Source organism: Maledivibacter halophilus (assembly GCF_900167445.1).
GTDB lineage: Bacteria > Bacillota > Clostridia > Peptostreptococcales > Caminicellaceae > Maledivibacter > Maledivibacter halophilus.
Window position 1 is genome coordinate 34,535 of record NZ_FUZT01000018.1, and the last position, 23,415, is coordinate 57,949.

Annotated in this window: 25 protein-coding genes; 22 read left to right on the forward strand and 3 right to left on the reverse strand. The window is 28.5% G+C overall.

Annotated features, from left to right (window positions below; genetic code table 11):
* Positions 1–99 precede the first annotated feature (99 nt).
* Positions 100–975, forward strand: a complete 876-nt coding sequence (locus B5X81_RS23875; RefSeq protein WP_079495534.1) for a diacylglycerol/lipid kinase family protein — start codon at positions 100–102, stop codon at positions 973–975.
* Positions 976–1,087: 112 nt separating this feature from the next.
* Positions 1,088–1,354, forward strand: a complete 267-nt coding sequence (locus B5X81_RS23880; protein WP_079495535.1) for a YkuS family protein — start codon at positions 1,088–1,090, stop codon at positions 1,352–1,354.
* Positions 1,355–1,653: 299 nt separating this feature from the next.
* On the opposite strand, the gene yyaC is transcribed toward B5X81_RS23880, so the two are convergent.
* Positions 1,654–2,262, reverse strand: coding sequence for a spore protease YyaC (gene yyaC, locus B5X81_RS23885; protein WP_139380458.1), 609 nt, complete (start codon positions 2,260–2,262; stop codon positions 1,654–1,656).
* Positions 2,263–2,597: 335 nt separating this feature from the next.
* Between yyaC and B5X81_RS23890 the strand changes: the two genes are divergently transcribed.
* The 11 genes from B5X81_RS23890 to B5X81_RS23940 all read left to right on the forward strand — a co-directional run bounded on the left by B5X81_RS23890 (position 2,598) and on the right by B5X81_RS23940 (position 12,597).
* Positions 2,598–4,598, forward strand: a complete 2,001-nt coding sequence (locus tag B5X81_RS23890) for a sigma-54-dependent Fis family transcriptional regulator (protein WP_079495538.1) — start codon at positions 2,598–2,600, stop codon at positions 4,596–4,598.
* A gap of 231 nt (positions 4,599–4,829) precedes the next feature.
* Entirely contained in the window at positions 4,830–5,324 is a 495-nt protein-coding gene (locus B5X81_RS23895; protein WP_079495540.1) for a Na+/H+ antiporter subunit E, read from the forward strand.
* Positions 5,324–5,584 (forward strand): monovalent cation/H+ antiporter complex subunit F, encoded by a 261-nt coding sequence (locus B5X81_RS23900; RefSeq protein ID WP_170917581.1) that lies wholly within the window; start codon positions 5,324–5,326, stop codon positions 5,582–5,584. Before B5X81_RS23895 ends, B5X81_RS23900 begins: the two co-directional genes overlap by 1 nt.
* Positions 5,585–5,589: 5 nt before the next feature.
* Entirely contained in the window at positions 5,590–5,877 is a 288-nt protein-coding gene (gene mnhG, locus B5X81_RS23905) for a monovalent cation/H(+) antiporter subunit G (protein ID WP_079495543.1), read from the forward strand.
* 241 nt (positions 5,878–6,118) lie between these two features.
* On the forward strand, positions 6,119–6,355 hold the full coding sequence (locus B5X81_RS23910) for a hydrogenase subunit MbhD domain-containing protein (RefSeq protein WP_079495544.1): 237 nt from the start codon (positions 6,119–6,121) through the stop codon (positions 6,353–6,355).
* Entirely contained in the window at positions 6,356–6,625 is a 270-nt protein-coding gene (mbhE, locus tag B5X81_RS23915; protein WP_079495546.1) for a hydrogen gas-evolving membrane-bound hydrogenase subunit E, read from the forward strand.
* A gap of 87 nt (positions 6,626–6,712) precedes the next feature.
* Positions 6,713–7,114, forward strand: a complete 402-nt coding sequence (locus B5X81_RS23920) for an MnhB domain-containing protein (RefSeq protein WP_079495547.1) — start codon at positions 6,713–6,715, stop codon at positions 7,112–7,114.
* A gap of 2 nt (positions 7,115–7,116) precedes the next feature.
* Complete coding sequence (locus B5X81_RS23925; protein ID WP_079495549.1) at positions 7,117–7,479, forward strand: sodium:proton antiporter; 363 nt, start codon at positions 7,117–7,119, stop codon at positions 7,477–7,479.
* Between the two features lies 1 nt (position 7,480).
* Entirely contained in the window at positions 7,481–8,965 is a 1,485-nt protein-coding gene (locus tag B5X81_RS23930) for a complex I subunit 5 family protein (protein WP_079495550.1), read from the forward strand.
* Between the two features lie 44 nt (positions 8,966–9,009).
* Entirely contained in the window at positions 9,010–10,461 is a 1,452-nt protein-coding gene (locus tag B5X81_RS23935; RefSeq protein ID WP_079495552.1) for a complex I subunit 5 family protein, read from the forward strand.
* Positions 10,462–10,506: 45 nt separating this feature from the next.
* Positions 10,507–12,597: a complex I subunit 5 family protein gene (locus tag B5X81_RS23940; protein WP_079495553.1), complete on the forward strand. Its 2,091-nt coding sequence runs from the start codon at positions 10,507–10,509 to the stop codon at positions 12,595–12,597.
* 85 nt (positions 12,598–12,682) lie between these two features.
* Here the strand turns inward: B5X81_RS23940 and B5X81_RS23945 are convergent, their stop codons facing one another.
* The gene (locus tag B5X81_RS23945) at positions 12,683–13,924 is read right to left on the reverse strand and encodes a hypothetical protein (RefSeq protein WP_079495555.1); all 1,242 of its coding nucleotides are present in this window, start codon (positions 13,922–13,924) and stop codon (positions 12,683–12,685) included.
* Between the two features lie 140 nt (positions 13,925–14,064).
* Positions 14,065–14,838 carry a CsxC family protein gene (locus B5X81_RS23950; protein WP_079495556.1) on the reverse strand — a complete coding sequence of 258 codons (774 nt, stop codon included), beginning with the start codon at positions 14,836–14,838 and terminating at the stop codon, positions 14,065–14,067.
* A 460-nt stretch (positions 14,839–15,298) separates the two neighbouring features.
* On the opposite strand from B5X81_RS23950, the gene B5X81_RS23955 reads away from it, so the two are divergent.
* From B5X81_RS23955 to B5X81_RS23995, 9 genes are all read left to right on the forward strand, one after another.
* Positions 15,299–16,363, forward strand: a complete 1,065-nt coding sequence (locus B5X81_RS23955; protein WP_079495557.1) for an undecaprenyldiphospho-muramoylpentapeptide beta-N-acetylglucosaminyltransferase — start codon at positions 15,299–15,301, stop codon at positions 16,361–16,363.
* Between the two features lie 349 nt (positions 16,364–16,712).
* Positions 16,713–17,267 (forward strand): phosphatase PAP2 family protein, encoded by a 555-nt coding sequence (locus B5X81_RS23960; RefSeq protein ID WP_079495558.1) that lies wholly within the window; start codon positions 16,713–16,715, stop codon positions 17,265–17,267.
* A gap of 82 nt (positions 17,268–17,349) precedes the next feature.
* Positions 17,350–17,886 (forward strand): GNAT family N-acetyltransferase, encoded by a 537-nt coding sequence (locus tag B5X81_RS23965; RefSeq protein ID WP_079495559.1) that lies wholly within the window; start codon positions 17,350–17,352, stop codon positions 17,884–17,886.
* A gap of 131 nt (positions 17,887–18,017) precedes the next feature.
* The gene (locus tag B5X81_RS23970; RefSeq protein WP_079495560.1) at positions 18,018–18,962 is read left to right on the forward strand and encodes a hypothetical protein; all 945 of its coding nucleotides are present in this window, start codon (positions 18,018–18,020) and stop codon (positions 18,960–18,962) included.
* A gap of 110 nt (positions 18,963–19,072) precedes the next feature.
* On the forward strand, positions 19,073–19,771 hold the full coding sequence (locus B5X81_RS23975) for a DUF1361 domain-containing protein (protein WP_079495561.1): 699 nt from the start codon (positions 19,073–19,075) through the stop codon (positions 19,769–19,771).
* A gap of 166 nt (positions 19,772–19,937) precedes the next feature.
* Positions 19,938–21,338, forward strand: a complete 1,401-nt coding sequence (locus tag B5X81_RS23980) for a LiaI-LiaF-like domain-containing protein (protein ID WP_079495562.1) — start codon at positions 19,938–19,940, stop codon at positions 21,336–21,338.
* Positions 21,339–21,429: 91 nt separating this feature from the next.
* The gene (locus B5X81_RS23985) at positions 21,430–22,023 is read left to right on the forward strand and encodes an RNA polymerase sigma factor (RefSeq protein ID WP_079495563.1); all 594 of its coding nucleotides are present in this window, start codon (positions 21,430–21,432) and stop codon (positions 22,021–22,023) included.
* Positions 22,002–22,472, forward strand: coding sequence for an anti-sigma factor family protein (locus B5X81_RS23990; protein WP_079495564.1), 471 nt, complete (start codon positions 22,002–22,004; stop codon positions 22,470–22,472). Before B5X81_RS23985 ends, B5X81_RS23990 begins: the two co-directional genes overlap by 22 nt.
* 32 nt (positions 22,473–22,504) lie before the next feature.
* A complete protein-coding gene (locus B5X81_RS23995) occupies positions 22,505–23,194 on the forward strand; it encodes a B-box zinc finger protein (protein WP_170917583.1) in 690 nt (229 codons plus the stop codon).
* Positions 23,195–23,415 lie beyond the last annotated feature (221 nt).

Genomic DNA, 23,415 nt, shown 5'->3' on the forward strand with positions numbered 1-23,415 from the left:
GAGAAAACATATCATATATATTATGTAATTGTTCCAAATCATGATTATGCAATTTCCTCAATTATAAAACTCAAGATGAGATAGCGAGTGTGGAAGATTATGAAGAAATATTTATTTGTAGTAAATCCTGTTGCTGGAAAAGGACGAACAGTAGAAATTATTCCTAAAATAAAGGAAAGCTTTGATAAGGATAATATACAATATGAAGTCAAGATAACTAGTCAGAGGGGTGAAGGAGAGAAGATTGTAAGGGAAGGGATAGATAAGGGATATACCCATATAATCTCTGTGGGAGGAGATGGAACAGCTTATGAGGTGGTTAATGGTATTAGAAGGGAAAAAATAGTATTGGGGATATTGCCTGCTGGAACAGGAAATGATTTTGCAAGAATGATAAATATGCCTAAGGATCATGATGAAATATTAAAGGTTCTTAAGATGGGCAAGACAAAAAGAGTAGATATTGGAATGGTAAATAATAGATATTTTCTAAACTGTTCAAGTGTGGGTATTGATGCAGAAATAGTGAAAGAAACTGAAGCTATTAAGCAATATGTTTCAGGACCATTGGCATATTTAATAGGAGTTTTTAAAACTTTGACAAAGTATAAAAATAAAGAGGTAGAAATATTTATTGACAATAAAAAAATAAAAAGAAATATTGAGCTTGTTGCAGTTAGTAATGGTAAATATTATGGCGGAGGCATGAAGATAAACCCTATGGCAGATTTTCATGATGGGTTATTAGATATATGTTTAGTAAATAAGATTAATAAAATTAAATTTGCTTCACTTTTTTTTACTGTTTTCAAGGGACAGCATATAAGGTTTCAAGAAGTAGAAATTTTTAGAGGTAAAGAAGTAAAGATATTGGGAGACAAATCTCTATTGCTAAATGCAGATGGAGATATTATTGGAAATATTCCTGCTGAAATTAATATACAAAAAACAAGAATAGATGTGATTTTCCCATAAAAGTATAATATTTGCCATTGTAAATAGGAATTATAAGATAGTCTAATTATAAACTGTTTTTTGAATAAATAATAGGCCTCTTAGAAAGAATATTTCTAGGAGGTGTTTTTTGATGAAGAAAACTATAGCCTTAAATAATGTTCCTATACATATTAAAGAAAGCCTTATTGAAAAAGGATATAAAGTAGTTGATGATTCATATACTGGATATGTAGATACAATATTATATAATAGTGATAATGGATCATTAGGATATCTAAATATGTTTGATAATATAATAGATATGAGCAGTGGAGCATTTGTAGTAGATGTTAGAGGTAAACATCCCGATGAAATTGAAAATATAATTGAAAATAGAAGTTATACATCATTATTATAAAAAGACTACTATTCAATTTAACCTGTTGTATTAATAAATTAAATATTTGAGAAATTTTTATAACACATAGGAAATTATAATCTTGTCAAATTATAGATGAATATAATTCTAATTATGTGTTTCAAAAAAGCTTTATAAACCTGCTTTTTTCCTTCAAAGTTATATAAAAAAACAGGTTTATTAAATAAGCCAAAAAAATTTTTAGTAATTCCCTGAGTAGGTTAAATTTCTTGATCACATATTTATAATGCATTAATCTGTATAATGTTTTTGAATTGATAATATATTTAAATGAGTAGTTAACTTAGATTCAACTGCTCAATTTTTTTGTTGATTTCTTTGTAAAATTTCCAAAGTCCAAAATAAATTGCACTTGAAATAGTTTCGGCCATATTCATTACTAGATTTAGTCTTGTATTTTGTAGTACAATATACTCCATAAATCCTCCTAAATTTACAATACCTGTTATATGTATATCTCCAACTGGTGGTAAGACTTTTTTAACTCCAGCTCCAGGTTTTATTGGGCCCTGTGATACCGTTATGTAACCAACTCTATCAACTTTACCAAGACATGCATCAATGGCAATAACAAATGGATTTTTATGATCTGAATAAATATTTTCAATTTTTTCTTCTAAATTTTTTGCATGAACTGGTTCATTTAAAGTTCCATATACATGAACTTTTTCAAATCTATTTAATATTTTTTTGATTTTATATCCAGTTAATGGGCCTAGGGAATCCCCTGTGGATCTATCGGTGCCGATACATAATATAATTATTTCATCATGACAACTGGTATAATTGTTCTTTAGATAAGATAAAAATATATTAGAAAAATATGAAGTGGCTAAAGGATTATTAATATTTACTGTATTTTCTGAAAGCTTCGATATTGAATTCAATAGAATACCCCTTTCTTAATTAATACATTGCAATGAGCTTTGCATAGTAATATTTGAACTTTTAAAGACTATTGATTTTGTAAATGAATACAAGATTTATATATGCAATGTATATAGTATTTTTATAAAAGTTTTCCCTATAAACAGAAAAAAATACGTTAAAGATAAAGAACTTTAGGCTTGAATAAATTTCAAATAAAAAATGTAGGAGTATTCATTCTTTTCTTACGAAATTCATTTTAAACTTTAGAGTTATAAAAAAATCTTTGATATTAATTGATGACTGTACTAATTTATAGTAATATAAAAAAAAAGAATGTAGGGAGGAGATATCATTGCCTACAAAAGATTTATTAAGTAAAAATATAAATATTTATAAGCAATGGGAACAATATGTAAAAAAAGGAAAGCTAGAAAAAAAAGCTTTGAGGAATTTTATTGCTGATTCATGGATAAGAAGTAAAAATTATGGGATAGATCCATTCACAGAAAAAGTTAAAATAGAGTTAAATGAAAAGGAAATAAATAAAAGGTATGAAAAATTTAAACCTCTTCTAAAGACAGCTAAACCTTTCATGAATAGTCTTCATAAAATAGTTGGCAACTCTGGATTATTAGTTAGATTAACCGATAAAGATGGTTATGTACTTGAATGTATAGGTGATATGAATTTATTTGACAAATATGGTAGTTTAAATATATATAAGGGATGTAATGTGAAAGAGGAAGTAATTGGAACAAATGCAATTGGTACTGCATTATATACTAAAAAGCCTGTTCAAGTCATTGGTGCAGAGCATTTTTGCAAACAATATCATGGCTGGAGTTCTTCAGCTTGTCCAATTAGGAATAATAAAGGAGAAATAATAGGAATACTAAGCATGACAGGGCCCTATGAAAAGGTTCATTCCCATACTTTAGGTATGATAGTAGCATCGGCAGAGGCAATAGAAAAGCAGTTAAAATTGGATCTTATAAATAAACAATTGGAGATTGCTATTAAGCACTTTCATGCCATAATGGAATCCATATCAGATGGGTTAATTTGTATAAATACCAGGGGAATAGTAACAGATATCAATTTGTTTGCAAGAAAAAAATTATTATTAAAAGAAAAAGATATAATTGGGAAAAGTATAAAAAATATATTATTTGAAGATTATAGTGATAGAATATTGAAAGCAATAAAGAAGGGGAGAAAATTTGAAGAAGAAGAAATTTATTTTAAACTTAAAAGAGGCAAAAAATTACTATGTATCGCAAATATAACTCCTATAAACGAGCTATCAACAAATAAGCTTGAAGGAGTAGTTATAACATTTAATGAAGCTAAGGTTATTCATAGTTTGGTAAATAAAATAGTAGGAGCTAAAGCAAGATTTAAGTTTAATGATATCCTTGGTGAAAGCCCCCAAATTAAAGATGTAATAGAATTAGCTAAAAGATGTACAATGAATGATACAACAGTTTTACTTAAAGGAGAAAGTGGTACTGGAAAAGAGTTGTTTGCACAATCTATACATAATGCCAGTTTAAGAAAGAATAAACCCTTTATTTTTCTAAATTGTGGTGCTATACCTAGAGAGCTTGTGGCAAGTGAGTTGTTTGGATATGTAGAAGGAGCCTTTACTGGGGCTAAAAGGGGAGGTCATACAGGAAAATTTGAGCTGGCTGATGAAGGTAGTATTTTTCTTGATGAGATAGGAGATATGCCTCTAGATGCTCAAACTAATCTTTTAAGGGTTCTTGAAACCAGAGAGGTAGTAAGAGTTGGAGGTCATGAAATTATTCCTGTAGATGTTAGGGTAATAGCTGCAACCCATAAGGATTTAGAGAAGGAAGTAGAGCTTGGAAATTTTAGAAAGGATCTTTATTACAGATTAAATGTAATGCCTATTAATATACCCCCACTAAGAGAGAGAAAAGAGGATATAAAACTTTTTATAGATTATTTTATAAAGAAATATTCTGCTAAAATGAATAAAAAAATAGAGGGTATACATGATAGCTTCTACAGAGGGATGATGAGCTACAATTGGCCTGGGAATGTTAGAGAGCTGCAAAATGTTATGCAGCAAATAATAAATATTGTTGATAATGGAGAAATTTTAAGCTATAATAATCTACCTGATTATATGAAATCAAATGATATGACAGAGTCCTTGGGGATAAAAAATAAACTTCTTTCTTTAGAAGAAGTTGAAAAAATCACCATAGAGAGAACTGTAACAGAGGTTGACAGGAATATTGCATTGGCATCTAGGGTATTGGGAATAAGTAGAAGCTCTCTTTATAGAAAAATATATAAATACGGGTTACAACATGTACTAAAATAGAACATGTGTATTAAAATAAAACAGAAAAAATGTTATCAAATCTAAAAAGTGTATAAAAATAAAACATATTTATTTTAAAGGGAGATTTTTTACAAGCATTCCCTTATTTTTTTTATTTATATTTACAAGCATAAATAAGTTATAGCAACAGTTATAAATCTTTCGAAAATATTGGTATGATATTTGCATTAATATACCTTAGGCTTTATTTTGAAATTTTTGGAGGTTTTTATGAAATTAAAAGAGGTATTCTTTAAAGTATTAGTATTGTATTTGATTATTTGGACTATTTTAGCAGAAAAAGTTGACTATCAGGTCATAATAATAGGGATATTCATTGCTTTCTTAATAAGTATGTATAATTATAAAATAAAATATAGGGATTATAAAGGAAATTGTTTTCTGAAATTTAGGAATTTGAAATTGTTTGTTAATTATTTATTTTTACTTATTAAAGAAATAATTATAGCGAATATTCAGTTAGCTATTATAGTTTTAAGTAGAAAAATTGTTATTAGTCCTAATATAATAAAATTTAATACTAAGTTAAAGAGTGATTTTTTAAAAATGATTTTAGCAAATTCTATAACTCTAACTCCAGGTACTTTAACAATAGAGATAGATGATGATGAGTTTACTGTACACTGTATTACCAAAGATCAGGCATCTGATGTTATAGATTCTAAATTTGAAAAATTACTTTTAAAGATAGAGGAGCAGTTATGATGATTGAAAAAATATTAATTTTTTCTTCAATTTTTTTGAGCTTGACAATATTATTATGTATGATTAGAGCTTTAAAGGGACCAAGCCCTGCAGATAAATTGATTGCAATTAATGTTATCGGTACAAAAACTGTAGTATTGATATCAATAATTTCCTATATTTTGAAGGAAACATATTTTATAGATGTAGTGCTGGTGTACGCCTTAATAAGTTTTATTGGTTCTATTGTAATATCAAATTATATAGAAAATAGGAGGTGAAGTTCATGAAAAATATTTTGATATGTATATCTTTAACTGGAGGATTGTTCTTTCTATTGGTTGGAACTATAGGTTTGTTAAGATTTCCAGATATTTATACAAGAGCCCATAGTGCAGCAAAATGTGATACGCTTGGAGCTATTCTTTGTTTATTTGCATTAATGCTTTATGGAGGACTGAGCTTTGCAAGTTTAAAACTATCTTTAGTAATAATTTTTTTGTGGATGACTTCACCTACTGCAACCCATTTAATAGCTAAGGCTAATTACAAAGTAAAGAAGAGAAACTATTAAAGGAAAAATAGCTTTAGATTTGATTCACAGATTGTGAAACAATGCTAGATTTTATTTTATAGATTGTAAGAATATATATGATTTTGAGATTTTTTATGGTTTATAAATTGACCTTTCAATTTGTTTCACTAAAGATAAACCACTTTAAGGTTTAATAAATTTGAAATAATTTCACTACTTTTTTGAAATTTATAATACTTTAGAGTTCGTTATCTTTATATATAAACGGGGTGAAAATGTAATGAAGGTATTTAGTATAATCATGCTTGTATTTCTAATTGGATGTTCTATAGCAGTATCAACTATAAAGAGCTTACTTGGAACTATTATAGTTTTTATGGCATATAGTCTTGTAATGGCAATTCTATGGCAGCAGCTCAATGCTCCTGATCTTGCTATAACTGAAGCTGCAGTTGGTGCAGGTATAACTACCCTTCTTTTTGTTCTTACTCTCAGGAGAATTAGGGGGAATAAATAGATGAAAAAAGGAATTTCAATTATTTTAACATTAATCATAATACTAATTTTACTTATAGGAGTAAATGAACTTCCCACCTTTGGTAAAGAGAATAATCCATCAAATAATTATGTTGCCCATAAATATATAGAAAATTCCATAGAGGATACAGGAGGGTTGAATATAGTTACTGGGATTATACTGGATTATAGAGCATTTGATACCTTTGGAGAAGCCACTGTATTGTTTACTGGTATAATAGTGGTTCTAATTGTTCTTAAAAAATCTTAAAAAACAATTCGTATGAAATTAATCTTAAGTTTTAATGTTGTTTATTTATATCTATAGGTGGTGATTAAAACGAATAATATAATCTTAATGGAAGTAGGGAAAATTGTAATACCTTTGATTCAAATATTTGGTATTTATGTAATTTTCTTTGGACATTTATCCCCTGGAGGAGGGTTTTCAGGGGGAACTATACTAGGTACGAGTTTAATTTTATACAGAATATTATTTGGTAAAGAAAAGACAAGGGAAAAATTAAGCTATGAAAGACTTATAAAATTAATATGTGGATCACTTATATTTTACGGTATACTAAAGGGTTATAGTTTTATAACAGGAGGATCTCACATAAAAGCTCCTCAAATTCCCCTAGGGAATCCAGGAGATTTAATATCAGGAGGATATCTTCTTCCACTTAATATAGCAGTGGGAATAATAGTATCGGTTATCATATATTTTTTATTTTGCTTGTTTTATGAAGGAGAAGTATAGCTATGGATAAATTGTTTGTTAATTATTTTGAAACTGCTGCGATTATATTGTTTGGAGTAGGATTTGTTACTTTACTTTTACATAATAATCTTATTAAAAAGATTATTGGAATGAATATTATGGATACAGCGATATTTCTGTTTTTTATTTCAAAGGGCTTTATATTTGGAAAAGAAGCCCCAATAGTTAGTGATGTTCATAAAGGTACATATGGATATGTAAATCCCGTTCCTACTGCTCTAATGCTTACAGGAATAGTAGTTGCAGTCAGTATAACTGCCTTTGCCTTAGCTTTAACAGTAAAGCTCCATGAGGAGTATGGAACTATAGAGCTTGATGAAATTATGAAAATAAGGAGGGAATAAAGTGGATATAATTAGAAGTTTTCCCCTTGTAATTATTTTAATTTTATTTATAGGGTCCTTTGTTATACCATTTCTTAAAAAAAAGAAATTGGTAGAAGGTTTGAGTTTGGTAATGCTAGGAATTTCGGCCATATTATCCTTCATAACCTTTAAATATGTATATAGCTTCGGTTCGTTCATATACAGGATAGGTCATTGGGATGCGCCCTGGGGAATAGAGTTTAATATAGGTATTTTAGAAGCTATTATGTCAATAATGTTTACATTTGTTGCATTTTTCATATCCTGGTATTCTATTTATACCATAGAAAAAGAAATAAAAGAAAACAAGATTTCCTTTTATTATATTCTAATTAATATATTAGTGGGTACTCTTCTTGGAATAGTATATACAAATGATCTTTTTAATGCCTTTGTTTTTATAGAGATAAGTACCCTGGCAGCCTGTGGAATTGTTGTAATAAAGGATAAAAAGGAAAATATAAAGGCTGCTTTAAAGTATTTGATATTAAGCAGTCTTGGTTCAGGTCTTGTATTAATGGCAATTGCTTTTATATATTCTATAAGTGGCAATTTAAACATGAGTTTTATTCATAAGGAACTTATTGATGTTTATATGTCCTATGAAAAGAGTATATTGATTTCTATAGGACTTTTTACAATAGGACTTGGTATAAAAAGTGCAATGTTTCCACTTCATGTATGGCTTCCCGATGCCCATTCCAATGCTCCATCCAGTTCAAGCGCCATGCTTTCAGCCCTGGTTCTTAAGGCATATGTTATTTTGTATATAAAGATTTTATATAGAATGTTTGGCAGTGAAATAATGAATGAATTTAAGGTGCTATTATTTATGGTTTTAATACTTGGTAGTTTGGCCATGATTATTGCTTCAATATCAGCGATACTTCAAAAAGATATAAAAAGGATTATTGCTTATTCCAGTGTAGCTCAAATGGGATATATATTCTTTGGAATAGGACTTGGTAATAAGCTTGGCCTTGTTTCTTCCATTTTTCATATATTAAATCATGGCTTTATAAAATCTGCATTATTTTTATCGGTAGGTGCTATGATTGAAAAATCAGGGGAAAAAAAGGTACTGGGATTAAGGGGAATAGGTAAAGAAATGCCTATAACCCTTGGAATATTTACCTTGGGCGCCATGTCTATGGTTGGTATTCCTGTGCTTCCGGGATTTATTAGTAAATTTAATTTTGCCCTTGCAAGTATTGAGGCTGAGAGAAAAATATTTATTTCAGTAATACTTATAAGTAGTTTATTAAATGCATTATATTATTTCCCAATAGTTATTAATGGATATTTTGGAGAAGAAAACTTAGAAGGTAAAAAATTAATGTCTAGGGAAAAGCCAATAAAGGAGTTGATGCCTGTTTTAGTCTTAATTACAGGGGCTCTCTATTTGGGAATTAGATTTAATAAAATAATATATATTATTGAAAAAGGAGTAGAGGTCTTTTTTTAGGTGAGTAAATTATATGAGAAAATTTACGTACGGAGGTAAAAATTTTGAAAAGCTATTTTATACTTTTTCCTATACTATTTCCGCAAATAGCTTCCTTAGTTATGGGAATGATACAATTTAAAAGTGATAGAAGAAGAAATATATATGTGATGAGTATATTATCATTAAATCTTATTTTAATCATTGCTTTATTGTCTATTAATCAATCTATGGATTTTCATTTTATAAAGATGAATAATTTAATGGATATATATTTTAAAATTGATAAATTAGGTATATTATTTGTTTTATTGGCATCTATATTATGGATATTTACAGGATTTTATTCCTTTTCATATATGACCCATGAAGGTAAGGAAAAAAGATTCTTTTCATATTTCATGTTAACATTGGGAGTTACTGTAGGGATTGCCTTTTCCGGGAACTTATTCACATTATATATTTTCTATGAATATTTAACCTTAGCAACTTTTCCCCTTGTAATTCATAATGGAAGTAAAGAAGCCCTTAAAGTAGGCAGAAAATATCTTATTTATTCCTTTGGTGGAGCAACAATGGCTCTTTTGGGAATTATATTAGTTTTTACACTTGCCAACAGTACAGCATTTATGGAATTTGGAATACTTAGGGGGATAAGTCTAGATAATAGAAGCTTATTATTGGCTATATATATGATAATGTTTATAGGATTTGGAGTAAAGGCTGCATTGGTTCCTTTTCATTCATGGCTTCCTGCAGCTATGGTTGCCCCAACTCCCGTCAGTTCACTGCTGCATGCTGTGGCAGTTGTAAAATCAGGGATATTTGCACTTATTAGAGTGAGCTATTATATATTTGGTTCCGGTGTTCTTTATGAAATAGGAGGAAATTATTATATAAGTATATTGGTAGTACTTACCATACTCATGGGTTCTTTACTTGCTCTACATCAGGAAAATCTCAAGAAAAGGCTTGCATATTCTACTGTTAGCCAGCTTGGATATATATTACTTGGGATTGTTTTACTTAATGATCAAGCATTGGTTGGTGGGCTTTTGCATCTCATTAACCATGCAGTAATAAAAATAACATTGTTTTTCTGTGCAGGGGTAATTTATTATATGACAGGAAAAAAAGATATTCATGAAATTAAAGGAATAGGTAAGGAGATGCCTATAACTATGGGATGTTTTACAATAGCTTCAATTTCCCTTATAGGAATACCTCCTACCAATGGTTTTGTAAGCAAATGGTTTTTAGCCCTTGGGGGACTTGATGAAAATAAAATTCTTTTTGTAGTAATTTTATTATTAAGTGCCATATTGACAGCAGGATATTTGCTCCCTATAGTGATTACTGCCTTTTTCCCCGGGCATAATGAAAAGATAATTAAAAAAGAGCCTCCTTTGCCTATGCTTATACCTATAGTAATATTAACGGTGATTATTGTAGTTTTAGGACTTTTTCCAAATATAGTATTACATTTTATAGAAGATATAGTTAAAGGAATAGTTTAAGCTTGATTGTTTTATCAACAATCGAAATCCTTGGAGGGATCAAAAATGATTTATAGGAATGCTATTTTAGCAATTTTACTTTTGCCTATGATTGGAGCTCTAATAGGATGGCTAATAGGTAAAAAAAGTGAAAAATATAGAGATACCTTTAATATAATATTAACTGGAGTTGAATTCTTAGTAATAAGTCTACTTTTTAGAAAAATAACTTCAGATCCCATAGAGGTATTTATTCCAGATATAATGGGAATTGGCCTTTCTTTGAAGCTGGATATATTTAGATATATATTTATATGGGTAACTTCCTTAATATGGTTTTTAACTACTATATACTCTACCCAATACCTAATAAAATATAAAAATAGGAATAGATATTATGCATTTTTTATGCTGACTCTGGGAAGTACTTTGGGAATATTTCTATCAGAAAACCTTATAAATCTATTTACTTTTTTTGAAATAATGTCATTTACTTCATATATACTAGTTATACATGATGAAGATGAATATGCCCATGATGCTGGGAAATCATATATTTCCATGGCAATAACGGGAGGCATGGTTCTTCTTATGGGATTATTCTTAACCTATGATTATTTAGGAACTGTAGATATAAGCCTGCTATCAAATTCAATGAAGAATTTAGGAAATATTAAATATTTGATATCCTTTTTGCTTATTATAGGTTTTGGTGTAAAGGCAAGTATGTTTCCTCTTCATGTATGGCTTCCAAAGGCTCATCCCGCTGCACCTACTCCAGCCAGCGCCATATTATCGGGTATATTGGTAAAAACGGGTATATTTGGAATAATTATAGTGGTTCCAATAATAATGGGGGACGATATATTTCTTTCAACAACTATAATTGTTTTAGGGTTTATAAATATGTTTTTAGGAGGATTTTTAGCTATATTTCAAAGGAATATAAAAAGAATACTTGCCTATAGCAGTATGAGTCAAATTGGATATATATTATTAGGTGTTGGACTTATTGGACTTTTAAAGAAACATAAAGCTATAGCTGTTTATGGAACCCTATATCATATATTTAATCATGCCCTTTTTAAAGTGCTTCTATTCTTGTGTGCAGGTGTTATATACATGATACTCCATGAATTGAGTATAAATAAAATAAGAGGCTTTGGAAAACATAAGAATATACTTAAGGTGTTATTTCTGGTGGGATTATTTTCTATAATAGGAATGCCTGGATTTAATGGTTTTATAAGTAAGACTCTTTTACATGAAGCTTTAGCCCAAGCACATCATATTTATGGAAATAGATGGCTTGATCTGGCTGAAATAATATTTACCATAAGCAGCAGCTTTACAGTGGCATATCTGTTAAAAATATTTGTTACGGTATTTATAGAAGAATCCGAAAAATACTGGGGACAATATAAGCATCATTTAAAGAAAAGGGCTATAATTCCAATGATAGTATTAGGTTTTATAATAATATTCATAGGTATTAGACCCAATTTCATTTTTAAAATAATTGGAGGTACCATGGATTTATTTAAAGCCCATGGACATATTAAACCACATTTCTATACAATCCATAATATTAAAAGCTCAATTATTACTATGGCCTATGGCTTTATAATATACTTTGGATTTATAAGGAAATATATTAGAATAGAACAAGACGGTAACCCCTTGTATATTAATCCGTCTTTAAGATGGCTCAGCTTAGAAAAGCATGTATATATTCCAATTAGTGTGTTTTTATATAGATCAAGTTCAGTAATATTTAAAGTGATTGATAGAAGTGTAGTTAATCTTGTTGTTTATATATCTAATGGGTTTAAAGCTTTAAGTGGAATTAAGGTTAAAAAGCCAAATATATCTGTAAAAAACATTAAAGTAAAAAAAACCGATATATTTCTAAAGAATATTAAAGTAAAAAGACCTAATATATCTATGAAAAATATTAAGGTAAAGAAACCACAATTGGATATAAAGAATATTAAAGTAAAGAAACCAAAGTTATTATTACGAAAGAAAAATGTAAAGGAATTTAAAACATTTTCTGATATTATATCTATTCTAAGATTTAACCTTAATAGTTTAATGTATGCGGTATTTATATTAGCTATTATGCTTATAGTTGTTTTAGGAGTTTTAATTTTATAGAAGATAATTTGTTTTTATAAAGGGCTTACTTTAAATATAAGGGGCTCTTTATATTTTAAAGTTCTTTATGTTTTATGTAATTTCCTTAATTATTATTGGCACATAGTATAAGTAGACATAGAAACAATATTAGTGATTTATAAGAGCTAAATCCATGACTTATAGCTTCATTTAGTGAATATAATTCATTGCCATTATGGGAATTATAATAAAAATTAAGCAAATGACTTAAGTCAAGCCTATTATTATAATCGTATTTATTACATAATTCCTCTGAAGAAGTATTACTTTTTATATCAGCCAGATTACTTACATTAGGGCTGTTATCAATATTAGTATTGTTTATTGAAGCAGGATCATCTTTAGGTTCATTGTAAAAATCAAGTAAATAGCTTAAATCAAGCTTATTATTATAATTACATTTATTGCATAAAAAGTCTAAGGACGGGTTATTTTTCACATAAACTTCATCATTTATATTGGTGTCATTATTAGGTTTAGGATTATCTATTGAAAATAGCTTGTTTTCAAACTCTTTGGAATAATAAGGTAAATCATTTGACTCCTGGTTTTTTTCTGCGGTAGTTTCATTATTTATATTGAATTTATTTTTTGAATTAATATTATCTTCTAATGGAATATTTTTGTTGAAGCAGGAATTTTTATTATCATTAGAAGAGTATTTTATATAAATTTCTTTATTTTGAAATATTTCAAATTCAAGTAAAACAATCATATTAATATTTAATTCTTTAACTTCCTTTATATCTATAGATTCTTTTTGTGAATTTTTATCATATACATACTTATAGTGTTCATTAATTTTGCTGCTAATCAATTGGAAAAAGGGTGGCTTATTAGGAATTAGTTTGCTTTCTGATGATAAATTACTTTTTTTAAAATGTTTAATATCTGTTGTATCATTATTTGATAGGGGTGATATTTTTAGCTTATTAGATATTATTTTTGTAGTATATTCAAATGGTATATTTATATTGTAATGTCTTAAATTAGCATATGCTTTTGAATTATAGTATATTTTTTTAGAAACTATCCCCTTTATAAAAAGACAGTTTTCCTCTTGTATAAATTTACAAGATTTTATTATAAGTTTATTTTTAACAGAATTAATGTTTATTGCATTTTCCGGTAATTTCACTAGTTTGTCTATGGATAGTTTAACTATAAGTTTATCAATTAAAACAGGTACATTTGATACTATATCTGATTTTATATAATCTAAATCAACAAGCTCATTTTTAGAGCTTTTTAAAATTTTAGTTACAGACTTTATGTAATTAATGTTTTTCTTTTTATCATCAGTCAATTTTATCACCACCATATTTAAAGAAAATAATATTTTTTCACATTTTGCTGTCTATTACATAATATGAAATTAACTATAATAAGTTCAAAAAAAGTATCTAGATAAAATCTAGATACTTTAAGAAGGTATATTTTTTTTAATTATATAGCATCAATTTGAACTTGACGTTTTTGTAAGATTTTTAAAGTAAGGAATATAACCATTTTTTCTTCTATTTTAGAGAATAGTCTTTCTTCAAAGGGTGCAGGAGAAAATTCTAAGCGGTTAAGGTATTCATCAAATTCTACTATTCTGCTGCTGATAAGTTCACAGAATGGCATTTCGTTGAAAAATTCAGTACTTATTTGGTTATATTCTGATAAATCACCAGCTAATAAATCTTCTTTTTCAGGGAACCCAGATGGTAGTTCTTGAGTTCTGAAATATTCGAACTCCTCCGTAGTATTTGTTTGTAATGGTGCAGGGTCAATACCATTGAAGGTTACAGGTGTTGAGCATTCAAATGGAACGTCTACAGTACAATGACGTATATCTCCACATACGCTTTCGCTATCTGCACAAGCAGCTGTGGCATAATCTATATTTTTACGGACAAAGCCCTTTATAAAGAGAATATTTGTATCCTGTAAAAGTCTACATTGAGTTATTTTAACTCTTTTCTTAATATTTTTTATTTCTATTGCAAATTCAGGAAGGTTTATAAAAGAGCTTACGTTAATTTGCACATTAAGTTCAGCTAAAACTACAGGTACCTTTACCACTGCACCGGTTGTAATAGGGTCTAAATCTACAGGCGTATTAACGCAGCCTTCTAAGGTGTTTGCAAAAACGTCTGCACAAAATGATGAGTCTCCACAATTGTTTCCATTAGTAACAGTAACATTTGCAACTTGGTTAGTTGTTTCATTAGCCATGAAATAATTACCCCTTTCTTTTATTTTAATGATGGAAATAGGGAAAGATAGTAGAGGGCTATTTCTCTATTTCCAGTAATAGTATATTCAGCTGTCCATTTTTGGTGATTAATATTAAATAAATTATTTATAAAAAATTAAAGAAAGGTTAATTGAAGTTTTTGGAGAAATAGTTTATGATTAATATTGAAAATTACAAAGAATATAAAATTGATTAAAATAATTTATTGTACTAGTCTCATATCAGGAATTTTAATATTTAATTAACTATCACAATAGGTTAAAATAAGTATAATCTAAGTAAAAGAGAGTATTGAGAAATATTTCCTTTGTTAAAATAGTAGACGAGCTTAGGACTAGTAAATTAGTAGTTTGTGAAAAAATTAAAATTGAAAAAAGAAAACCTGATAGAAATATATAGCTTTATGCAATTTGCTCAATTAAAAAGAGGTGTTAATTAATGAAACGTATTGTGATGACCGGTGGAGGAACAGCAGGCCATGTAACTCCAAATATTGCCCTTATTCCCAGACTAAAAAAATTAGGATATGATATTCATTATATAGGAACTGAAAAAGGAATTGAAAGAAAGCTTATAGAAAAAGAAGGTATACCCTACCATGTTATTAATGCAGGAAAACTTAGGAGATATCTAGATGTAAAGAATTTAACAGATGCATTTAGAATAACCCATGGATTTATGCAATCTTTAGCATTAATTAGCAGGTTAAAACCTAATATTGTATTTAGTAAGGGAGGATTTGTATCATCTCCCGTTGTTTGGGGGGCATGGATGAACAGGGTTCCCATAGTAATACATGAATCTGACATTACCCCGGGATTGGCCAATAAGATTGCTATTCCATTTGCAAAAAAGGTATGCTATACATTTCCCGAGACAGGAAAGTATATTTCAGAGGATAAGGGAGTTCTAACTGGTATACCTGTCCGTGACAGTCTTTTTTTTGGAGAAAAGAAAATGGGTAAAGAGATTTGTGGTTTTAATGATGAAAAACCAATTATCCTTATTATAGGTGGCAGCTTAGGGTCTCAGGTAATAAATAGAAATATAAGAGCCAATATAAAAACGATTCTTAAAAGCTTTCAGGTTTGTCATATATGTGGAAAGGGAAATATAGATAAAAATTATGAAGGAATAAAAGGTTATAAGCAATTTGAATATGTAAGGGAAGAACTATCCCACCTATTTGCCATGGCTGATTTGATTATTTCCAGAGCTGGAGCAACGGTTCTATATGAAATATTAGCCCTTAAAAGGCCGAATATTTTAATACCATTATCTAAAAAGGCCAGCCGTGGGGATCAGATATTAAATGCAGAGTCGTTTAAGAAGCAAGGTTTGAGTCATGTTATTATGGAAGAAAATCTAAATAGTGAACTTCTTTTAGAAGGTATAAAGAAGGTATATAAAAATAGGTCTGCTTATATAAATGCTATGAATTTAAATAGGGCCGGCAGTGGAATTGATAATGTAATAAAAGTTATTCAAAAGTTTAGCAAATAATTAAATTAAAGTTAATAAAGAAAGTTCAATTTAACATATGTACATAAGTTAAATTGAACTTTTTTAACTTAATCCGTTGTGTCAGTTTGTATTTTAAGGACTTTTAATATTTGGGGAAATTGCATAATACATGTGAAGAATTTTAATTATACAAGTTTCTCATTTCATTTAAAAAGTTTATGTGTATAACTTATTTTTAAGATAAGCTGTTGATAATATAAAGAAATGTGTATAAAATAGAGAAAAAGATAAGTTTATCCACAGTTAAATATGAAAAGCTTTTAATCTATTATAGGAATTTTAGAAATTATTATTTAAAACTACAGAGGGATAGAGGTGACAATATATTATGTATAAATTTAATGTGAATATTGACAGATTGATTATAGATTTTATTCAAAAACATATCCACAACCCATTTCTTGATAGAATTATTCCTTTTATTACTTCACTAGGTAATCTAGGATTAATATGGATTATTATTTGTATAGTTTTGATAGCAAGTAAGAAATATAGAAAAGCTGGAATTATAGCAATATACTCTTTAATTATAACTACAGTATTAGGTGAGTTTTTATTAAAAAACCTTGTAGCAAGACAAAGGCCCTTTATAAATATTCCAAATATAAATTTATTAATAAATGAACCAACATCATATTCTTTTCCATCTGGACATACGGGATCTTCCTTTGCAGCAGCCTTTACATTTATAAAGATGATCGATAATAAGATATTAGTCATACCATTGGTATTATTGGCCTGTGGAATAGCCTTTTCCAGATTGTATTTAATTGTCCATTACCCTACAGATATATTGGGAGGTATTATACTTGGACTAATTTCTTCTCTATTAGCTAGTAAGTATTTTGTTTTTAGAGAAAAAAATAAAGGCTTAAATTTATAAATTAGGGTTTAAAGCTTAAATTTATAGAATAAAATTTTATAAGGAATAAATTTTAGGTTCAATTAATGGGAGAGAGTATATTATGAAGAAATATAAATTGAGAAATGGCAAAGTTGTGGTTATAAGAGAGGGAAAGAGAGAAGATGCCAAAGCTGTAATAACTTATATGGAAAAAGTTTCTGGTGAAAGTGATTATTTAACCTTTGGCGATGGAGAATTTAACACTACAGTAGAGGAAGAAGCTATATTTATAGAAGATAGTAAAAAGTATAGAAATGCCTTGTTTTTGATTGCAGTGTGGGAGGGCGAGATAATAGGCTGCCTAACATTTTCAGGAGGTAATCGTAAAAGGATTGAGCATTATGGGGAGTTTGGTATAACTGTTTTAAGAAAATACTGGGGTTTTGGTATTGGAAAGATATTGATAAATTATTTAATTAATTGGGCGAGGGAAACAGGTATAATTAAGAAGATTAATCTGAAGGTGAGAGCTGACAATATAAAAGCTATTAAGTTATATAAAAGATTAGGTTTTATAATGGAAGGAGCTATTTCAAGATTTTTTTATCATAATGGTATATTTTATGATATATATATTATGGGAATTGAGATTGATTAGAAAAAACTTAAGATAAGAATTTAAAATATAAATTAATGAATTTGGCCCTTAAGGCTGGATTTATAAAGTACCGAAGTAATCATTGGATAATGGTGAAGATAGAAAACTAATGTAAAAAGGAGAAGAGGGAGATGGCTAATTTAAATGAAAAAATATTAGAGCTGAAATCAAAAATGAATGATAAAAAGAGAATAAAGCATAAATTGGATAATATGTTAAACCAGAGAATGGAACTAAATAGAAGAAAAGATGAATTGAACAAAGCTTTTAAAAAAGAAGAGTTAGATGTGGAGAAATTGGAGGGAATGTCTTTTGCAAATATTTTTCATTCAATAATTGGAGATAAATCAGAAAAGCTTGAAAAGGAAAAACAGGAGGCCTTAGCAGCTAAATTAAAATATGACAGTATCTGCAGTGAAATACAGGCGCTGGATAATGACATAGAAAGACGAAACAGAAGATTATATGAATTAAAGGATGTAGAAGAAGACTATGAAAAGCTTATAAAAGAAAAGCAGTATAGACTTGAAGCATTTAATAGTGAAATAAAAGAAACCTTAAGTAGATTTCAAAGTGAGGAAGTAAGGGCCCTTTCAAAGGAAAAGGAAGTAAAAGAGGCAATAGAGGCAGGAGAAACATTATTATATTCCCTGCAAAGGGTGAAGGAGCATTTACAATCGGCCGGTGCCTGGGGAACCTGGGATATTCTGGGAGGTGGATTCATTTCCACCATGGCAAAGCATTCCAAAATAGATGATGCTAGGAATGAAATAAGTATAGCCCAAAGATATCTAAGAAACTTTCACAGGGAATTACAGGATGTAGGAAATACAATTGATATAGATATAGAAATAGGTTCCTTTTTAACCTTTGCAGATTATTTCTTTGATGGTCTTTTTGCTGATTTGACAGTTCAAAGTAAAATAAATGATTCTAAATCCAAGGTTGAAAAGACAACAAATGATGTAAGTTACATGCTTGATAAACTAAGAAGGGAACTAAAAGAGTCTGAAATTGAAAGAGAAAATATTAGAAAAAAAGTACAGGAGCTTATAGAAAACAGTTCCATAGAATAGATATATTAAACATCCTTTTAGAGTGGATAGATTTTAGTGTAATATTTAAGATAAATAACTTTAATAAAAACACAGAAGGGTTTATATTTTCTTTCAAAAGGAGAAAAAAGATGAAATTAAGATTAAATTCAATGATAAAAACATTACTAATTCTTTCTATAATTGGTTTTGTCATGATAGCTTTTAGAATAATTAATCAAAGAAGTATAAGATTTGCCTTTTTAATATGGAATCTTTTTTTAGCTTGGATACCTCTTTTTTTATCCTCTGCAATGAAATATATAAATAAAAATAAAAGACAAGGCATAAAGAAAACGATCTATTTATTGGCCTTAGGGTTTTGCTGGCTCATATTTTATCCTAATGCACCTTATATAGTTACTGATGTAATTCATTTAAGTGTTTACAATTACTATACTATATCAAATTCTTCATATAATTTTGATTTCAATTTCATTATGTGGTATGATTTAGTCCTTGTTATGCTTTTTATATTTACGGGTTATATAATAGGGCATATTTCCTTGTATAGAGTACATAAAATAGTAGAGGATAAATATAAAAAATCATTGGGGTGGATATTTATATTTATTGTTTCAAACTTAAGTGGATTTGCTATATTTCTAGGAAGATTTCTTCGACTCAATAGTTGGGAGTTTGTAACTAATCCAAAGAATCTGTTTAGGATGATATTTGAAAGTATAAATTCAGGATCATTGAAGTTTACATTTATGTTTGGGCTTTTTATATTTTTAATATATATTGTCATGTATAATCTAAGCTCTTTAAAGAAGAGTGAAGATTGTTGATTTTCAATCCTTATGTAGGGTAAAGCCTCTTAAGGGTTTTTTAAATTGAGAAAATTGCATAACTTTAATTTGCTCAATTAGAAAAATTTAAATTTCTTGAAGGGTTTAATAAATAACCAGCGTCTATATAAATAGAAATGGAAAAGTTAAAGAAGGAGGTCACAAAATGAAGGAAAAAAAAATTGGCGTATTTACCTTGGCCATATCTTTAATATTATTAGGAGCCTTATTTTTATTGGACAATTTTATTGATATGAATATATATGATATTTTATCTATAGCTTGGCCCGTAATTATTATTTTACTAGGTTTAGAATTGATTTTTAGTAAATTCATTTTTGGAAAGGATGAAGCTAAACTATCTATAAGTGGAAAAAGTATCTTCTTTATTATAGTAATAGTATGTATATCCTTTGTTTTTGCAGCTATTCATCAAATTCCCTTAAGGCTAGATATTGATGGAAGCTTTATACCTATTGTATACAAAAACGAAACTATTGAAAATAGGGATATAGAGGTTCAAGTTAAAGATAAAGATAAACTAGAAGTTAAAAATGAATTTGGTAATGTTAATGTAAAAAAAGGTGATCAGAAGGATATTAAGATAAATATGCAAGTGAAAATGAGGCATAATTATGATGGAGAGGAAGCTAAGAGGATAGTTTCAGATATATTAGATGTGATTAATAATGATGGAGATACAATTCAAATAGTTAATAATGGAGAAAGAATTACTGCCAATGGACAAATAAGTAATTTGGAAGTGGATTTGGATATTGTGATACCTAAGGATATGGAGTTGGATATTACTAATAAATATGGAGAAGTGTCAGTGGATGACCTTGGAGATGGGGCTGTAATTAGTAATAAACATGGTGATGTGTCAATTAACAATTTAAAGGGAGATATAGATATAGAAAATTCATATGGCAAGGTTGAAATAACAAGTATACAGGGAAGTGCAAGTGTTAAAAATAAGCATGGAAAAGTATTGGCTAATAGTGTAAGCAAGGATATAGGTGTAGAAAATGAATATGGAGCAGTTGAAGTTAATGATATAGGTGGAAATGCAGATATAAGTAACAAGCATGAGCTTATAGAAGCTAAAAAAATAAGAGGCAATCTAACTATTGAAAGCAGTTATTGTAAAATAGATATAGATGAAATAGAGAAAGACTTAAAAATCAATGGAAAAGGAGGAAATATAAATTCACAAAATATAGATGGAAATGTCAGGATAGACAGTGAGCATGGTAATATTAAGCTCATAGAAGCAAACAAGGCAATAGATATTAGAAGCAGACACGGCCAAGTAGTTTTTGAAAGTGAAAAGCCCATAAGTGATAAATTGGAAATAGAAAACGAGTATGACAGAATTGATGTGAGATTACCTGATAATCAAGAGGGAAAATTTAATATATATTCGAAGAATGGACGAATAAATAATGATTTTGGATTAGAAGCTGATGAGGATAACAATGAAAGTCGTATTGATGGAAATATTGGAAATAGTAATGTTAAAATAAATATAAGGGCTATCAATGGCAATATTAGAATAGATAATTAATAGATTTATATGATTGAGGAAATTGCATAATACATGTGAAAAATTTTAATTATACAAGTTTCTCAATTGTTTGAATATGGTGGTGATTCATTTGGATGAAAACGACATAATAATAAAGGTGCAAAGAGGAAATACTGAGGCATTTAGCAGTATAGTGGACCTCTATAAAAATAGAGTTTTTGCTTGTGCTTACAAATTTACAAATGATTATAGTGAAGCCCAGGACTTATCCCAGGAAATATTTATAAAAATATTTAATAATATATCAAGTTTTAGATTTGAGTCAAGTTTATCAACATGGATTTATAAAATTGCCACCAATAAATGTATAGATTATAAGAGAAAAAAGAAAATAGAAATTTCAAGTTTTAATGAAGCTTATAAATATGAAGGTTTACCAGATATTAAATTAAGTTCAAAGGATAGCTCCCCAGAAGAAATAGTGATAAGCGATGAAAAACAAAGAGAGGTTCATAAAGTCGTATATGATTTACCCGAGAGATATAAAACTGTAATAATAATGTATCATTTTAATGAATTGTCCTATAGGGAGATATCCAAAATACTTAAAGTTCCAGAAAAAACAGTTGAAACCAGACTCTATAGAGCTAGACAACTATTAAAGAAGAAATTTTCAAATAAAAGCTCAGGAGGTGAGAAGGGATGGAATGCAAAGAAATATTAGAAAAGCTGGATATGTACCTTGAAAATAGATTGAATGATATTGAAAAGTATAGGATAGAGAAGCATTTGGAGGTATGTAGTAAATGCAGTAAAGAATATAAAGAGCTTAAAGGGGTATTTGATCTTCTTTCTAGTCATCCTGTGGTTTTACCTCCTGAGGATTTTACTGAAAAAGTAATGAATCAAATAAAGATAAAATCAAAAGCCAATAATATAAGGACAATTATAATAAAGAAATGGGGTATAAGCTTTGTGGCAGCAGGTTTGTTAATATTTGTATTAAATACATCTTTTGGATATAGTACTGAGGATATTTCAAGCTATATATATGAAAAACCACTATCTATTAATAGCCAAATTACTAATTGTTTAAAAGAAATACCTTCAGTTGTTTCAAGAACCTATAAAAAATTAGATTTTAAGCAAATTAAATTTTTTAAGAATAAATAAGGTTATATATTTAAAAGTAGGGAGGGATTAAAGTGAAATGTAGTGTACACAATGATAAAGAAGCAAGCTTTAGATGTTTTGAATGTGGAGCCGTTATTTGTAAGGAATGTGCTGTAGATATTGATGGAAAGATTTTTTGTAAGAATTGTTTACAAAAGAATATATCTAAGGATAATAAAGGTATAAATATAGATAAGCCAATAATGAAAAATAAATACGATAAAAATACAAGTTCCTTTTGGACATTTGTTTTTTCATTAATTCCTGGAGCAGGACAAATGTATCTAGGATTAATGAATAGAGGGCTTCAACTTATGGTGCTTTTTATAATACCAATATTCTTAGCAAATATGTTATATTCAATAGGAGGAGTATTGTTCTTGTTTAACGTAATAATTTGGTTCTACAGCTTCTTTGACTGCTTACAGACAAGAAAATCTATTAATGAAGGAGAAACTGTTGATGATACGCTTATCTGGGATATAAAGATTAAAAATTTAGATTCATTAAACTATAAACATGTAGGAATAGGCTTTATAGTAATCGGGGGCTTAAGCATATTAAATAATGGATTTCACAGGATATCTAACTATATTCTTGAATATTTTTCAAGAGATGTATATCAAATTTTCAGATTTATTAGAGAATCACTTTTTCCAGTTCTCCTTATAATGATTGGAGTATTTCTACTTAAGAAAGCTAAAGCTAAAAAGGAAGCTTAAATTTTTATAAAAAGCCGTTTCTAAAAATATTTAGAAGCGGCTTTTCTTTGAACTTAAAAGTTTAATTTGCGGTGGCAGCCACTGGGAATCTTTTTGACTCATGTAAAAAATAAGTTTTTAATTAAAGAACTAAAAGGATAGACAGGTTAATAATTTCCTATGGGTTATAAAAATCGTGGGGAAGGAAAAATACATGTAAAAGAGAATAATATAACAATAAT